Raw genomic sequence first — 16752 nt, 5'->3', positions numbered from 1 at the left:
TATGAAAGTATATTGGTTTTTTTTAATCATAGTATTTACTGCTAGCTGCAATAGTACTAGTCCATCAAAAGATGATAGCATACCTTATTTGTTACCCTCGAAAGTTGAGAAGTTATTATTGGAAGCAATTGAAAAGAACCCTAAAAATAATTATTGTATTCTTTTAGAGAGTAATGGATTAACTAGAAAATTCCAATTAGTTAATGGTTATAGCCATATACACGAAAGGACAAATCATCTAGTCCTTATTGGACAAAAATATTATCCAATTTCTTTTATTAGGTTTGATGGAATATATGCGTTGAAAAATTCATCTCAAGAGGTTTTGAAAAGACGCAAGGATGGTAAGCCAAATGAAGAGTTAGGAATCCTATCATACCCTATGTACCACGGGTATTATCAAATTGAAATTAACAACAGCGGTGAAATCATAAAAGCTGACTACTATTACTAAAAAAAACCGCATAACTCAAGGAGCTATGCGGTTTTTTATATAGTATAAAACTAGATTTTATTTTTTCTCTTCTATAAGATCGTCATCTTCATCTTTTGATGCTTTCTTAAATTCTTTAATACCGCCACCTAAGCCGCGCATCATTTCAGGGATTTTTTTACCTCCAAAAAGTAGTAAAACCACTAATACAATAAGTCCTATTTGCCAAGGGCCTACCATTCCTAAAAGTATACTTAATGTGTTCATCATCTTCTGTTTTAGAAAAACAAAGATAGTAAGAAAACAAACATATGAGCGTTAAAGTCATAAAAAGGACAGAATAAGGAGCTTTGTAGTGTGTGATGGCAATTTTCGCGTAAGCGTAATAATAGGTCTACACTATATCACATCTAAAAAAGTATATTTGTAAATCAGATGGCAGAAAAGAAAACAAAAAAGAAGAAAATTGCAAAAAAGCTACTGCATAAGTACCGCTTAGTGATACTTAATGAAGATACTTTTGAGGAGCGTATTTCTTTTAAACTCACACGGCTTAACGTGTTTATACTAGTGGGAGTATCTGCTATTGTACTTATAGCATTAACCACATTACTCATTGCGTTTACACCACTTAGAGAGTATATCCCGGGTTACTCAAGTACAAAGCTTAAACGCAACGCAACCTTACTAGTCGCAAAGACAGACTCGCTAGAAAATGCGATACGAGTTAACGAGCAGTACTACTCATCTATACGCAGAGTATTAAGTGGCGATGTAGCGGCGCTAGAGTTTGATAGAGATTCTATACGAGATGCGGTTTTTAATGAAGAAGATATTTATGTGCTACCTAGCAAGGAAGATAGCTTGCTTAGACAAACGGTAGAGCAAGAAGATAAATATAACGTTTTTGATAAGGCTGTAGAGGATACAGATTTTTCATTATTTCCACCGGTGCAAGGTACCATTACATCTACTTATAATGCTGCCTTAAAGCATTATGCGATAGATATTGTAACAGAAAAAGATGCCCCTGTAAAAGCTGCGGCAGATGGTACGGTGATTTTTGCAGAGTGGACAGCAGAGACGGGTCACGTACTTATTATTGAGCACCCTAAAAACTTGATTACCGTTTATAAACATAATGCCTCTCTTAACAAGGAGCAAGGTGATCTTGTTCAAGCGGGTGAAGTTGTGGCAACTGTAGGTAATACAGGAGAACTCACAACAGGACCACATTTACATTTTGAATTATGGAGTAATGGATACCCCATTAACCCAGTTAATTTTATTGATTTTAACTAATGTCATTAAAGTCTTTTGGCGCAAAGATTTTTGCCTCTTACATCACGGGTAAAATTAAGAAGTGGGCAGATCACCCTATAGAAACTCAACAAAAGGTTTTTGAGAAGCTCATAGATGCTGCGCAGTATACAAACTTTGGTAACGATCACCATTTTGATAAAATAAAAACCCATCAAGATTTTGTAAAACACGTACCCATAAGAGATTATGAGGCGCTTAAACCTTATGTAGATAAGATGGTTGCCGGTGAGGCAGATGTTTTATGGCCTGGTAAACCCTTGTATTTTGCAAAAACATCTGGTACCACATCTGGTGTAAAGTATATACCTCTCACAAAAGATAGTATGAAGACGCACCCTAACAGTGCGCGTAATGCCATATTATCATATATCGCAGAGACGGGTAATACCAGCTTTGTAGATGGTAAAATGATTTTTTTACAAGGTAGCCCCATAATGACCGAAAAAAACGGAATTAAGCTAGGGCGTCTATCTGGTATAGTAGCTCACTATGTGCCTAATTATCTTCAGAAAAATAGACTTCCTAGCCTAGAGACTAATTGTATAGAAGATTGGGAGCATAAGGTAGATAAGATTGTAGAGGAGACTATAGATCAAGATATGACCCTTATAGGAGGGATTCCGCCGTGGGTACAGATGTATTATGAGCGTCTTATCCAGAAGAGTGGTAAAACTGTAGGAGAGCTCTTTAAAAACTATCAACTCTTTGTGTATGGTGGGGTAAACTATGAGCCATACCGTCGCAAGCTAGAAGACCTTATAGGGAGAAGTGTAGACAGTATTGAGTTATATCCTGCAAGTGAAGGGTTTTTTGCCTTTCAAGACTCACAGACTGAGAAAGGAATGCTCCTGCAGCTAGATAACGGAATCTTTTATGAGTTTATAAAAGCAGATGAGTTTTTTAACGAAAACCCTACAAGAATCACCCTCAAAGATGTACAGCTAGATGTAAACTATGTAATGATTATATCTACCACTGCTGGCCTGTGGGCTTATAACATAGGCGATACAGTAATATTTACCAGTCTTAAACCCTATCGTGTGATGGTCTCTGGTCGTATTAAGCACTTTATTTCGGCATTTGGGGAGCACGTGATAGGTAAAGAAGTAGAGCAGGCTATGCTTGAGGCATCTGCAGGTACAGATATCAAGGTGACCGAGTTTACTGTCGCACCACAAGTAGCACCACAATCTGGACTGCCTTATCACGAGTGGATGATAGAATTTGAAAATGAGGGGACGGGAGATTTAGACGCTTTCGCGAAAGCGCTAGACACCTCACTACAAGCTCAAAATTCTTACTACTTTGATCTTATAGAGGGTAAAGTACTACAACCTCTTAAAATAACGAGAGTGGCAAAAGACGGCTTTAATGAATATATGAAATCACAGGGAAAACTGGGGGGACAAAACAAGATCCCAAGACTCTCAAATGATAGAAAAATAGCAGACCTTCTTGCAGTAAAGCAGTAACTTGCTTGTACCGAGGCGAGATAGTCTATGCCTTGCAAGGGGTGAGATGTAAATACTAATCATTACCTTTGACCTTTAATATGAGTATATTAAAAAAACAAGGGCGTACAAGAGCACAAGAGAGTAGCAGCGCCATCGAAAGGATGTATATCACAATGCGTCACCTCTTTAATAGAGGGTTCTACAAACCAATGGGTGTTTCTGGAGAAACATTACGTGAAGCACTATTAATCTTAAGACCAGAAATTTACGGTACTATAGCAGAAGAAAAAGTCGAGCTAGATGGACTTCTTTATGTAATAGATAGACTTCCAGAAGGTATAGAGGAATGTAGATTTATTAATCTTACCAGCGACGAGGGTTATAAAAATAGCCACTTTGAACCTATTGTACCGGCTAAGCGCCGCCGTAATTGCTATCGTATAGATGAAGAACAGATGAACATCGAGATTACTCGTGGTCGTTCTGAGATATATGATATCCTTACCCACATTACTTTTCTTTTTATAGAATCTCACAAAATAATGAAGCGTGTACTCATCAATGATGAGGGAGCGGTTATACGTGACTGGGAGAAGTTAGAAAAAGCTGTTTTGGATAATGATGATCTTGACCAGAAGGGTTGGGAAATCGCTATGACTCACACAGCAAACATTTTAGGAAGAACTTTTGCAGAGGTAAGTAGTATTGCTCCAGAGTTTAATACAAGAACAAATAACAAACGCTTTTTACAAATCATATACTGGCTAGGTAAACTGGCTATTGCAGAGGTTTTAAAAGAAAACAAGCGTACGGTTACATTTAGCCCAGTGTTGCGTGAGCGACTAGGTCATCACATACACGGTGAGGTATGGGCAAATGATATTAAGGCTACCTTAAAACAACACGGTTTAATACACAGACCGTTACATATTATAAGTGCAAATATGCACTCTGTAATGAATACACTGTATGCCCCACTTGCTCTTAAGTCTGAGCTTCGCAAGAAGTCTAAACTCGATATTTATGAGATGCTTAGTAATAGCGGGAACAGTGCATTACGTAATAAAGTGCAAAAAGTAGCGTTACAAAACGGAATGATATACCTTCCGGATGAAAGCGGAACGAATATCAACGTTCAGATTTTTGATATGTGTAAGCTTCCTGTGGCAGAAAATGATTTCTGTAAGAAGGAGATGAAAGATGAAGAACATCCAGTAATTATTGTGATGGACTATGCCTTTGGAGAACAAGCTTATGAAACTATGGAGGAGCTACTCAAACCATATCAAGATGGTGAGGAGAAGATATATCTAGATGTAGACTCTATATCAATAATGGGTAAAGCCGGTATTCTTGAAGGAGGAAAGGGAGATCTTATGATACCTAGCGCACACCTTTTTGAAGGGACTGCAGATAATTATCCTTTTGAAAATGAATTGTCTAAAGAAGACTTTGAAGATAACGGACTTCTCGTTTTTGAAGGAGCAATGGTTTCTGTATTAGGGACATCGCTACAAAACAGGGATATTCTTAAATTCTTTCACGACAGTACGTGGAGCGTTATTGGACTAGAGATGGAAGGTGCTCATTATCAAAAAGCGATACAAGCCGCAGCAAAGTTGCGTAAAAGTATAAAAGAAACAGTAAAAGTGCGTTATGCATACTATGCTAGTGATAATCCCCTAGAAACGGGAAGTACACTGGCTTCTGGAGGATTAGGTACCACAGGTGTAAAGCCTACATACCTCATCACAGAAAAAATACTGGATCAATTATTCAAGTAATTTAAGAGTCTAAATTATAAACTGTATTTTGGACCTTTATCGGCTTACAGACCACTAACGACCAAAATATAATACGTATGAGCGATCATTACAATCAACCTGCTAGCCAGCAGGAGATGGACCTTTCTGATATATTCTCTCTCATAGGCAGATTTATAAAAAACTGTATCTACTTCATATTTAGAATAGTAGATTTCATAATTAGAAAGTGGTGGATTATACTACTGCTTATAGTCGCAGGTATTGTCCTTGGCTACTTTACAAAAGGTGCAGCTTCATATGAGGCAAATCTTTTACTTAAGACTAATTTTAAAAGTCAGTCGTACGTTTATACTGCTATTAACCAGTTTAATAATAATCTAGCGGAAGGGGATACAGACTTTGTTACTTCTCTTGGTAAAGACCCATCTACCTTTGGTGTGGCTTCTGTAGAGGTTGCTCCCGTGGTAGAGGTCCTTGATCTCATAGCGTATATAGGTGAGAATGATAGAGCCCTAGGTGAGATGACTCGTGAGTTCAAACTAGAAGATGATAGAGAGCTTTTTGCTACAGATCGTTTTCTGTCTACTTATAAATATCACAAGCTCACCGTAGGTCTCAAGAGTGAGCAGGGTAAAGAAGATATTGCGAGCCTTATGAGCTTCATTAATGATCAACCCTTTGCACGTGAGCTCAAGGAAAAAGGCCTTGTAACTCATACGGAGTTTATTAAAAGCCAAGAGCAATCTATAGAACAGATTAATAGTCTTATCAATGCCTACAGTAAGGAAAACGGCCTCTTAAATAGCACTAAAGAAGATGGTTTCTATTTTAATAATAGAAGTGATAATATCTCAGATTTATTTGATGTAAAAACACTCTTACAAAGGAACTTAGAAGAGCTTAAAAATGATGATGTAAGCTATACAGATGTGGCCGTTATTGTAAGCGACATTCAAGCTTCTAGAGACACATCTATTCTAGATAATATGATTGTTATTTATCCGCTATTATTTGTGATATTGTTTCTTTTTGTTTCTGGTACAATAAAGTTGTACAGCTCTTACAAAGCCGAAACATTAAATAATTAAGAAACTCCAATACGCACGTTATGAGTCATAAAGTAGCATTAATCACAGGTGTCACAGGGCAAGATGGAGCTTATCTCAGTGAGTTTCTCCTTAAAAAAGGGTACGAAGTACACGGTATAAAACGTAGGACGTCACTATTTAATACAGATAGAATAGATCATTTGTATGAGGATCCTCATATTGATAATCAACGGTTTTTCTTGCATTACGGTGATCTTACAGATAGCACAAACCTCTTTAGAATTATACAAGAAGTACAGCCAGACGAGATTTATAATCTTGGAGCAATGAGCCACGTTCAGGTTTCTTTTGAGATGCCTGAGTATACGGCAAATGTAGATGGTCTAGGTGCTCTACGCCTGCTAGAAGCTGTAAGAGCTTTAGGATTAGAGAAGAAAACAAAAATCTATCAAGCATCTACCTCAGAGCTGTATGGTAAGGTGCAAGAGGTACCACAAAGCGAGACAACACCGTTTTATCCTCGTAGTCCATATGCAGTAGCAAAGCTTTATGCATACTGGTCTACCGTAAACCACCGCGAGGCGTACGATATGTTTGCTTGCAACGGTATATTATTTAATCACGAGTCGCCTGTAAGGGGGGAGACTTTTGTAACTAGAAAAATCACTAGAGCAACAGCAAAAATTGCCTTAGGTCTTCAAGATAAAATGTATCTAGGTAATCTAGATGCAAAACGTGACTGGGGACACGCAAAAGATTATGTACGTATGATGTGGATGATCTTACAAGCAGATGAACCAGAAGACTGGGTGATAGCTACAGGAGAGACAACCACTGTGAGAGACTTCATAAAAATGGCTTTTAAATATATAGGCGTAACCTTAGAGTTTACAGGTAAGGGAGTAGAAGAAAAAGGCAAAGTAGTCTCATCAAATAATCCTGAGTACCCCGTAAAAGAAGGTCAAGTAGTTGTTGAGGTAGATCCAAAATATTTTAGACCTACAGAGGTAGAGCTCTTAATAGGTGATGCTTCAAAAGCATATAATAAGCTAGGTTGGAAACCAGAGTATAAACTACAAGGACTTGTAGATGATATGATGAAGAGCGACATCAAGCTAATGCAAAAGGACAGCTATCTTAAAGAAGGAGGGTATCAAACAATGAACTATTTTGAGTAGCACAATTATACCTAAAGAGGCAAAAATTTATGTTGCAGGCCATAGAGGCCTTGTGGGAAGTGCAATTGTAAAGGCACTTACAGCAAAGGGTTATCATCACATTGTCACGCGCACACACGAAGAGCTGGATCTTACAGATACCCTTGCCACAGCAACATTTTTTAAAACAGAACAACCAGCATATGTTTTTCTGGCTGCCGCAAAGGTGGGTGGCATCATAGCAAATAATACCTACAGAGCAGACTTTTTGTATCTCAATCTTATGATACAAAACAATGTGATACACCAGAGTTATAAGCACGGAGTTAAAAAATTACTCTTTTTAGGCAGTACCTGTATTTACCCAAAAAACGCACCACAGCCTATGCCAGAAGACGCCTTGCTCACAGGCTCTCTAGAGTATACAAATGAACCCTATGCTATTGCAAAAATCGCAGGAATCAAGCTGTGTGAGAGTTACAATCTTCAGTACGGGACAGATTTTCTATCGGTAATGCCTACTAATTTATATGGGTACAACGACAATTTTGACCTTGAGAAATCACACGTTTTGCCTGCACTTATTAGAAAAATGCATCTTGCAAAGCTCTTGTCAGAAGATAAAAACGATGAGGTATGTAAAGATCTAGAGGTTTCCGCTTTCGCGAAAGCGCGTCCTATCCTAAAAAAGTTTGGCATCTCTGCCGAAAGTGTAGAGATATGGGGAACAGGTAGTCCTAGACGCGAGTTTTTATGGAGTCAAGATATGGCAGATGCTTGTGTACATATAATGGAAAAAACGAGCTTTGACCAAGTAAGAGGTGACAGCGATGAGGTAAGGAATACCCATATAAACATAGGTACAGGTATAGATATAAGCATCAAAGAGCTTGCCGTGCTTATAAAAAGCATCGTAGGTTTTAAAGGAAAACTTGTTTTTGATACCTCAAAGCCAGACGGAACACCTCGTAAACTCACTAACGTAAATAAATTACACGAGCTAGGGTGGACGCATAAAACAAGCCTAGAAGAAGGTGTTGTAAACCTATACAACTGGTACTTAAAAAAGAAATAGATGAATCCCAAAATCTGGACCCCTAGATATATAACTAACAGAATAGGACTCTATGTATATGAGCAATTTAATAAGGATAAACCTTGGATTGCACCTAGGGCTATAAAATGGCTAGACACAAACTTACATAAAGAGATGACCGGCGTAGAGTTTGGATCCGGTAGGAGTACGGTTTGGTATGCTCATAAGCTTAAGAACTTAGTAAGCATAGAAGATCATCAAGATTGGTATCAAAAAGTAAAACAACAACTTGAAAAAGCTATGCTTACAAACGTACGCTATATCTTAAAATCTTGTGAGCAGGATATGTCAGGCCAAATTCCTTACCTAGATATTGTAAAAGAATTTGATAATAACTCCATAGATTTTATGGTTGTAGATGGTAAATATCGTGATCGTATTGCCCTTGAAGCTATACAGAAGCTCACCTCTGGAGGTTATCTGTTGCTAGATGATGCAGAACGGTATATACCACTTGATTCACATACACCTTATAATTACAAGAAAGAAGGAAAGAAACAACCAGAGGAGTGGAAAGCGTTTTCAGAACTCACAAGTAGCTGGGAGCAACTACATTTTACAAGCGGTGTGTCAGACACAGTAGTTTTAATAAAACCATAATTGAGTATATTAAAATCCATAAAAGAGAATGCTGCAAGCCGAAAGATGGCCGGCAACTACGTTTCGTTACTGTTTATACAGGCGGCAAATATTCTGTTACCTCTTATATTATTGCCTTACCTAGTACGTACACTAGGTGTAGAAAAATATGGACTTGTATTACTTGCACAATCTTTTTGCACTATTTTATATGTGTTTGTTGAGTTTGGATTTAACTTAAGTGCTACCCGTAGGATATCTATTCTCAAAGACAATGATTCAGGAAAATCTCAGGTTTTTTCGGCAGTGATATCTATAAAATTATTGCTGGCTGTTGCAGTAGCGGTTGTGTATGCGATAATCATACTTGCGTTTCCTAGGTTTAGGTTAGAGTGGGAGGTGTATGCGTTAAGTTATGGTGTAGTAGTAGGGCAAGCATTGTTTCCAGATTGGTTTTTCCAGGGAATTGAGAAAATGCAGTTTATAGCCATACTCAATGTGCTTGCTAAAATCATTTTTACGGCGCTTATCTTCATTTTTGTTCGTGAGGTAGGTGATTATAGCAATGTGCCATTATTCACCAGTATAGGCTTTCTTATAGCCGGAACTATAAGCTTTATCATAAGTCTCAAGTTTGTAAAACTCATTAAGCCTTCAAAAAAGATGATGGGTGAACTTATGACAGAGAGTAAAAGCATCTTTGTGTCTAATATAGCTGCAAGGCTTTTTAACTCTGCAAATGTATTTATAGTGGGGATGATAGCAGGCGATGCTATTGCTGGTATTTACGGTAGTTTTGAAAGAATTTTTATGGCAGCCAAAGGTTTCTTTTCTCCCATTATGCAAGCTGTATTCCCCTGGCTCTCTGTACAGGATGAGGCAAAGAGAAGAGCGAGTATACGTAAGATGGCGCCGGGTATTATAATACTGGCGGGTATTTTTATAACCATCATACTCATCTTTGGAGAAGATATTTTACAACTGTTATTTGATGATCCCGCCATAACGGCTTATACAACTGCATTTAAGATATTATGTACGGCAACCGTTTTTGCAGGCCTTAATATGCTCATCCTTACCTTATACTTACCTGCTGTAGGTGCCTATGTAAAGCGTATGAATATACTACTTGCAGGCGGTGTATTTAATGTAGTACTGGCTTGTGCACTTGTATCTGTGTGGCCTATTTATGGTATTGTGATAGCAGTAGTTTTTACAGAACTAGCGCTAGCGTTATTAAGTTGGGTGTATTTCTTTAAACAGTCTAAACCCCAATCTTATGCCGTCTAGACTTACCATTGTACAGACTGCATTACCAGATTATAGAGGAGGCTTCTATGCTGAACTCTACAGATTACTGAATACAAATTTCTCGCTATATGGTGGAGCTCATTATTTTGAGCCGTCTGTACAAACAGACAATAGCATTTTACATAAAAAACTAGAAAACAAATTTTTACTAGGTAATCGTTTTTTATGGCAACGAGGAGTAAAACATCTAGCACTAGAGCCAGGTATTGTTGTACTTGAGATGAACCCTCGCATATTGAGCAACTGGTGGTTGTTATACAAACGGAAATCTAAGGGGTTCAAAACTGTGTTGTGGGGTCACGCCTGGCCGCGTAAGGGTAAAAATAGTCCTACAGACCGCTTGCGTCATAAAATGCGTAAACTAGCTTCTACCATCGTGGTATATACTAAAAAACAGCAGGAAGAGTTACAAGAAAAAATGCCCGCAACACACATACTCGCCGCGCCTAACGCACTTATGAGTAGTGCAGTAATGAATGTCGCTGCAGGTAAACAACACCACCTTATTTACGTAGGGCGATTAACTCCAGAAAAAAAACCACTCTTTTTAGTCCAAGCATTTAAAGCGTGTTTACCAGATCTTCCACCAGAAACAAAGCTTCTCATAGTAGGCGCTGGAGAAGAACAATCTAAAATCGCTACATTTATAAAGAAACATCATCTTGAGAATCGTGTGGTATTGTATGGGCATATAAGTGACACAAAGGAGTTAGAACGACTTTATGCTTCAAGCTTGTTAAGTGTTTCGCCAGGTTATGTAGGTCTATCTATTACCCAAAGTTTTGGTTTTGGTGTACCTATGCTTATCTCTCGTGATGAACCGCACTCGCCAGAAATAGAGGCAGCAATAGAGGGCGGTAATGTGGTGTTTTATGAGACAGATGATGTGGTACGCTTTCGCGAAAGCGTAAAAAAAATATTCTCATACAGAGAAGAGTGGATTGAAAAAAGAGATGCAATCTCCACCTACTGTCGCGAGCGTTATACGGTAGAGGCAATGGCAATGGTGTTTTATAAACTTACGCAAAACGATGATAGGTAGACTCATCTTACTACTAGCTTATCTAGGGATAAGTGTTGTACTGTTTGCAACTTTTGCAACAGATGTATGGGTGTGGATGTCATTTTTTATGAGCAACCTTGTTCTGTTTGCGTTGTTCTGGTGGCATTTATATCAAGAGCGCGAGTACTCACCGTTTATATCTGTGTACATTGTTTTTAACTTCTTATTTTTTATCATAGCACCCATATTGCAGCTACGAGTTATAGGAGATAAGAATGCAGATTTCTTAACAAAGCTTCCTTACACATCTTCAGGCATTATTTATAGTAATGTATTAATAATACTTTTTACGCTCTGTTTTTTCGGAGCTTATACGTGGTTTAAAAAAACTAGAAAAACCAGGGTTATAGTCCCAAATTATAATAGAGACAAAAGATTACCTCTTGTGCTTTTTGGAATATTAGGTATTTCCTTACTCGTATTTATTGTGAGTATGGGGTTTGTTTTTAACGAGATGGCTCGTGCTGGATGGATGGCCTCATCCATAGGTCGCACTGCTTTACTTATATGGAAAAAGCTACTTTTTGTAGTACCACTAGGGGGTGTTATTTTATCGGTGCAGTATTATAAACAGTCTAAAAAGTCGGGTATAAATGTGCTTGCTGTGGCTGTTATGTTTGTCTTATTTATGATACTGCTATTATGGTTTAAAAATCCGCTAGTAGAAAAGAGAAATGCCTTAGGTCCCATTTATATTTCTATAATTTACCTCCTCGCACCTAGACTGCTTAATAGTAATGTGAAGACGATGTTTTTTATGTTTTTTACAATGGTTGTTGTGTTTCCACTTTCGGCTATTATTACGCACGCAAAGTCTTCTTTGAGACAGATTATTATACAGCCGCGTATACTTCTAGATGAGTTTGAAGGAGAGGGGATAGGTGAGGTTTTTAATACAATACATTATGATGCCTTTATAAATATAGTTGGCACTATAGATTATGTAAAGTACGAGGGCTTCTCATATGGATACCAGTTTTTAAGCGCATTTTTGTTTTTTATACCCCGTAAAATCTGGGAAGGAAAACCAGTGAGTACGGGACAGCTAGTAGGCGAGCACTTAATAGACAACTATGAGTTTACGTACAGTAACTTATCTAACCCTATGGTATCTGAGGGATATGTAAATTTTGGGATTATAGGTGTTATACTTCTTGCCATTGCTCTTGGGTATGCAATAGTTTACTTTTTGACTTGGTTACATAGCCACATTCTTATTAAAAAAATTATGGCTTTTTACTTTGCGATACACTTACTGTTTTTCTTAAGAGGAGATTTTGCAAATGGATTTTCGTATTACGTGGGAACTCTTATAGGTGTTATGGGTATTGCTAGATTAATAGATTACCTTATCAAAAATGGATTAAATAATCAATATAAATGGAGGCAAAAACAAATAACAAAAGCTTAGTGTATCTAGAAGGAGCTTTGTTTCTTCTATTTGCATCAATACTGTTACCTACAAATGTAAAATCTATTGCTGTGGGGTTGTTTTGTGCTGTCGCAGTTTATCATTTTTTTAAAAGTAAAAATACATTTAACACACGCTTTTTTCTAGTAAATGCTGCGGTTTATTTTTTAATAGCGATAACACTCATTTACAGTAATAACATCGCCTATGGAGTAAGAAAACTTACCTCATTTTTGTCATTACTATTGTTTCCGCTCTGTTTTGCCTTGTTTTCAAGAAACGATATGAAATATCTCTACTCTCGGTTAGAAAAATTTCTAGGGGTATATCTTGTGACCGTTGTTCTTTTTAATGTGATTCCGTTTTTATGGTTTTACATTACACATTATAGTTTTAGTGATATGCTCATTCATTTTCCAACTGTGATGCGTGTTGATGTGGGTAAATATGGAATACACCCTATCTATCTATCAATGCATTGTAGTGTGGCGATTTTATTCTCAATGTTCATATTGCGCTCCTTAAAAAGTAAATGGAAAATAGTAGGAGTCTTATTACTTGACGCAATACTCATTTTATTCTTGCTACTTTATGCAAAGAAGGGGCCTATTTTAGCCCTTATGATTGTCTCTACACTGTTTATACTATTTCAGCGCAAAAGAGCAATTGTACGGCCTTATATTTTTGCAATTCTAGGTCTTGTTGTATTGATGATTGCCATACCACGCACCAGAAATAAATTTTTAGAACTTCAAAAAATTGAGGTGATTGGTGAGGGAGGACCTACGTCTACAAATATTAGATATACTATTTACGGCGTAGCAAAAGAACTCATATATGAAAGTCCTATTTTGGGGTACGGTATAGGTGATTATAGGGATGTGCTCAATAAAAAGTATGAAACCACAGGTAATAGTGTTTTAAAAGAAGGGAGATATAACACGCATAATCAGTTTTTGAGTTTATTAACCATAGGAGGAGTCATATTATTATTAGCTTTTTTAGGCACACTAGCTATTAATCTTGTCTTTGCAACACGGTTTAATAATGAACTTTTTATACTCGTTCTATTATTTTATGGCATTGTTATGTTAACCACAAATATTTTAGAGCGTGAGGCCGGAGTTATTTATTTTGCATTATTCTTTAACTTCCTTTCTGCCAGAACACTTTTTGTAAACCCCTCAGATGCCTCATAAAAAAGTTCTTCTTATTGGACCACTACCAGAGCCTACCACTGGCGTTTCGCTAGCAAATCAGGTAGTAAGTAGCGTGCTTAAAAATGAGGGCTATAACGTTACAGAGGTAAATACATCCTTTAGTTATCTAGACGAAGAGCTGGGCGTATTTTCCTTTAAAAAACTTTGGCACAACCTTAAGTATAATACACAGGCGTTTAAAGTTTTTTCAAACCACATAATTTATTTCACTCCAGGACAAACGTTTTTTGGGGTGCTTAAATATGCTGTTTTTATAGTTTTTGCTGCGCTTTCGCGAAAGCGTATCATCACCCATATACACGGCAATCACCTAGGTACAGCTTACCATCAAATGTCCGGTATAAGGAGATGGGTTACAAAGAAACTTATGTCTTTATCTAGCGACGGGATTGTGCTGTCTGAGTCATTAAAACCAAATTTGACACCCTTTCTAGATGAAAAAAATATTCATATTCTACCCAATTTTGCTCAAGAGTATTTAAAAACAGATATCACAAAAGACTACGCCTCTCCACGGTTTATCTATTTGAGTAACCTAATGCAAGAAAAAGGAATTATAATATTTTTAAAAGCGCTTCTAGAACTTCAAAATCAGAATATTTCTTACCAAGCTCAAATAGGTGGAGCCGTCACAAAAGAAATGTGGATGCAAGTAAAACCATTATTGCTGCAACTCAAAAATGTAGACTATAAAGGCGTGGTAATGGGAGAAGAAAAGAAAGCCCTTTTTGAGTGGGGTAATGTCTTTGTGCTGCCTACATATTATAAAATGGAAGGACAGCCCATATCCATCTTAGAAGCAATGGCAACAGGTAGTCTAATAATTACCACAACGCAAGGAGGAATACCAGACATTATAAAAAATGGAGAGCAAGGTCTCTTTGTTGAAAAACAAAATGTAGAAGATCTCGTTTTAAAGATGAAAAGTATTGCCAGTAATCCCAAGATTATTTCTGATATTGGGGTTAAGAACCAGGTACATTTTAGTGAAAACTTCACGATGAAGGCATTTACCAGTAGACTTATAACCATATTTAGAAAGTAGTGGAATACCAGAATTTAGATCAATATAAAACGCCAAAGGGTTTTCGTGGGCGGTCTGCTCTTATAGTACAACTATGGCGTGTGGTATATGCTGTTTTCTTTAAACACTCTCCACAGTTTTTATACGGCTGGAGACGTTTTATTTTGAGATGTTTTGGCGCACAAGTGGGCAAAAATGTCATCATAAGACCTAGCGCTCAGATAACCTACCCCTGGAAGTTAAACCTAGGTGATCACTGCTGGATAGGAGATGAGGTCGTTTTGTACACTTTAGGGCCTATTACGATAGGTGCAAATGCCGTTATATCACAACGTAGTTATTTATGTACAGGCTCGCACGACTATCGCTCACCTCATTTTGATATTTATGCAAAGCCTATACACATAGCAGAAAAGTGCTGGCTGGCTACAGATGTTTACGTAGCACCAGGAGTATCTGTAGGTGCCGGAACCGTAATAGGTGCTAGAAGTAGCGTTTTTAAAAACGTACCAGCAGGTAAGGTAGGTATAGGTTCTCCACTAGTTATATTAAAAGATCGTATTGAATAATCTCACAGGCAAGCACATCACTCTCATCTCCCTTAACTTCTATCCAGAAGATACGGCCATAGGTTTATACAGTACCCAGATGGCAGAGTACCTGGAGCAGCAGGGTGCACACATATCTGTCATCACAGCTTTTCCATATTATCCGCAGTGGGAGATTGCTCCAGCATATCAAGATAAAGGGAGTTACTTACACGAGAAAAAAGGATCTATAGACATTTATAGATACAAGCAGTTTACACCTAAGAGTCCCACCTTTTTAAAGCGTGTGGTACATATTACAGACTTTACGCTAGGCTCACGTTTTAACTTTAAGCAAATAAAGGAGTGCGATATTGTGATTTCAGTAATACCATTTACAAGTAGTGCGTGGTTAGGTAATACGCTTTCGCGAAAGCGTAATGCAAAACACTGGATACATATTCAAGATTTTGAATTTGACGCAGCTTTTCAATCTGGACTTGCTACCACAACATCAGAAAGTAAAAGTGTTGCTTATAAAGGTTTAATGCGTTTAGAGCGCTCTATACTGGACAAAGCAGACTGTGTGAGCACTATAAGCCAGACTATGCTGGCTAAACTTAAAGAAAAGACAAATACGACTACATATTACCTGCCCAACTGGATAGATGCCACAGAGAGTGACCCGTCTCAAGTGGCACAACACCCATACTTTTCTCAAGACAAGTTTAGTATTCTGTATGCGGGTAATGTGGGAGATAAACAAGACTGGTCTTTTTTTAAAAAAATAGTTGCTGCACTAGATTTTACAAAGTTTGAAGTAATTGTGGTAGGTGCAGGAGCAAAAATGGAGATTCTTAAAGATCAACTTAAAGACTCTAGTGTACAATTTTATGATCCTATACCTCTAGAAAGGTTAGCGAGTTTACTAGCTAGTGCAGATGTACATATCTTATTTCAAAAAGCCGAAGTTGTAGACACAGTAATGCCTTCAAAAATTTTAGGAATGATGGCAAGTGCACGCCCTTCTATAATAACCGGCCACCCAGATGCAGAGCCTGCAAAAATTATAGAGGTATCGCAAGGCGGCTATTATAAAAGCACCACAGATGCACAAGAGATTGTGGCTATTTTAGACAGCTTACGTACCAATAGTGATAAAGCAACGTTAATGGGGAGTAACGCAAGGAAGTTTATAGTAGAAAAATATGCCAGAAAAGCTATTTTGAAAGACTTTACTGACGCATTGAGAAGGTTATAGGAGCTTAGTTTTATAAGCAGTGAATACTTCCTTATTTTTACGGCAAGCAGTCCGTCATAAGATTTGCTACCCAATCAA

General features: G+C 37.5%; 16 protein-coding genes. 15 read left to right on the top strand and 1 reads right to left on the bottom strand.

Translation table 11 applies throughout. From position 1 onward, the window contains the following. Position 1: 1 nt before the first annotated feature. Positions 2-454 (top strand): hypothetical protein, encoded by a 453-nt coding sequence (locus ABVM49_RS04550; RefSeq protein WP_405203220.1) that lies wholly within the window; start codon positions 2-4, stop codon positions 452-454. 57 nt (positions 455-511) lie between these two features. Here the strand turns inward: ABVM49_RS04550 and tatA are convergent, their stop codons facing one another. Next, positions 512-700: a twin-arginine translocase TatA/TatE family subunit gene (gene tatA / locus ABVM49_RS04545; protein ID WP_035326230.1), complete on the bottom strand. Its 189-nt coding sequence runs from the start codon at positions 698-700 to the stop codon at positions 512-514. A gap of 168 nt (positions 701-868) precedes the next feature. On the opposite strand from tatA, the gene ABVM49_RS04540 reads away from it, so the two are divergent. The 14 genes from ABVM49_RS04540 to ABVM49_RS04475 all read left to right on the top strand — a co-directional run bounded on the left by ABVM49_RS04540 (position 869) and on the right by ABVM49_RS04475 (position 16674). Continuing rightward, complete coding sequence (locus ABVM49_RS04540) at positions 869-1735, top strand: M23 family metallopeptidase (RefSeq protein ID WP_038598168.1); 867 nt, start codon at positions 869-871, stop codon at positions 1733-1735. After that, complete coding sequence (locus ABVM49_RS04535) at positions 1735-3228, top strand: GH3 auxin-responsive promoter family protein (protein ID WP_405203219.1); 1494 nt, start codon at positions 1735-1737, stop codon at positions 3226-3228. The genes ABVM49_RS04540 and ABVM49_RS04535 overlap by 1 nt, the downstream gene beginning before the upstream one ends. Positions 3229-3308: 80 nt before the next feature. Beyond that, positions 3309-4994, top strand: coding sequence for a DUF6909 family protein (locus tag ABVM49_RS04530; protein WP_035326237.1), 1686 nt, complete (start codon positions 3309-3311; stop codon positions 4992-4994). A gap of 77 nt (positions 4995-5071) precedes the next feature. Further along, on the top strand, positions 5072-6064 hold the full coding sequence (locus ABVM49_RS04525; RefSeq protein ID WP_405203217.1) for a hypothetical protein: 993 nt from the start codon (positions 5072-5074) through the stop codon (positions 6062-6064). Positions 6065-6084: 20 nt separating this feature from the next. Then, a complete protein-coding gene (gene gmd, locus ABVM49_RS04520) occupies positions 6085-7203 on the top strand; it encodes a GDP-mannose 4,6-dehydratase (RefSeq protein ID WP_035326240.1) in 1119 nt (372 codons plus the stop codon). A 7-nt stretch (positions 7204-7210) separates the two neighbouring features. Next, positions 7211-8257: a GDP-L-fucose synthase family protein gene (locus ABVM49_RS04515; protein ID WP_405203654.1), complete on the top strand. Its 1047-nt coding sequence runs from the start codon at positions 7211-7213 to the stop codon at positions 8255-8257. Beyond that, positions 8258-8878: a hypothetical protein gene (locus ABVM49_RS04510; protein WP_405203216.1), complete on the top strand. Its 621-nt coding sequence runs from the start codon at positions 8258-8260 to the stop codon at positions 8876-8878. It abuts the gene before it with no gap. Next, positions 8879-10147 carry an oligosaccharide flippase family protein gene (locus ABVM49_RS04505; protein ID WP_405203215.1) on the top strand — a complete coding sequence of 423 codons (1269 nt, stop codon included), beginning with the start codon at positions 8879-8881 and terminating at the stop codon, positions 10145-10147. It begins immediately after the preceding gene. Beyond that, complete coding sequence (locus ABVM49_RS04500) at positions 10137-11210, top strand: glycosyltransferase (protein ID WP_405203214.1); 1074 nt, start codon at positions 10137-10139, stop codon at positions 11208-11210. The genes ABVM49_RS04505 and ABVM49_RS04500 overlap by 11 nt, the downstream gene beginning before the upstream one ends. Beyond that, entirely contained in the window at positions 11200-12642 is a 1443-nt protein-coding gene (locus ABVM49_RS04495; RefSeq protein ID WP_405203213.1) for an O-antigen polymerase, read from the top strand. The genes ABVM49_RS04500 and ABVM49_RS04495 overlap by 11 nt, the downstream gene beginning before the upstream one ends. Next, entirely contained in the window at positions 12612-13841 is a 1230-nt protein-coding gene (locus tag ABVM49_RS04490; protein ID WP_405203212.1) for an O-antigen ligase family protein, read from the top strand. Before ABVM49_RS04495 ends, ABVM49_RS04490 begins: the two co-directional genes overlap by 31 nt. After that, positions 13831-14907 (top strand): glycosyltransferase family 4 protein, encoded by a 1077-nt coding sequence (locus ABVM49_RS04485; RefSeq protein WP_405203211.1) that lies wholly within the window; start codon positions 13831-13833, stop codon positions 14905-14907. Before ABVM49_RS04490 ends, ABVM49_RS04485 begins: the two co-directional genes overlap by 11 nt. Further along, positions 14907-15455: a putative colanic acid biosynthesis acetyltransferase gene (locus tag ABVM49_RS04480; RefSeq protein ID WP_405203210.1), complete on the top strand. Its 549-nt coding sequence runs from the start codon at positions 14907-14909 to the stop codon at positions 15453-15455. The genes ABVM49_RS04485 and ABVM49_RS04480 overlap by 1 nt, the downstream gene beginning before the upstream one ends. Beyond that, positions 15448-16674, top strand: coding sequence for a WcaI family glycosyltransferase (locus ABVM49_RS04475; protein ID WP_405203209.1), 1227 nt, complete (start codon positions 15448-15450; stop codon positions 16672-16674). Before ABVM49_RS04480 ends, ABVM49_RS04475 begins: the two co-directional genes overlap by 8 nt. The last annotated feature ends 78 nt before the right edge of the window (positions 16675-16752 follow it).

The organism is Dokdonia sp. LLG6352-1, from assembly GCF_045055815.1.
GTDB classification, from domain to species: domain Bacteria; phylum Bacteroidota; class Bacteroidia; order Flavobacteriales; family Flavobacteriaceae; genus Dokdonia; species Dokdonia donghaensis.
This window is presented reverse-complemented; position numbering and strand designations above follow the sequence as displayed.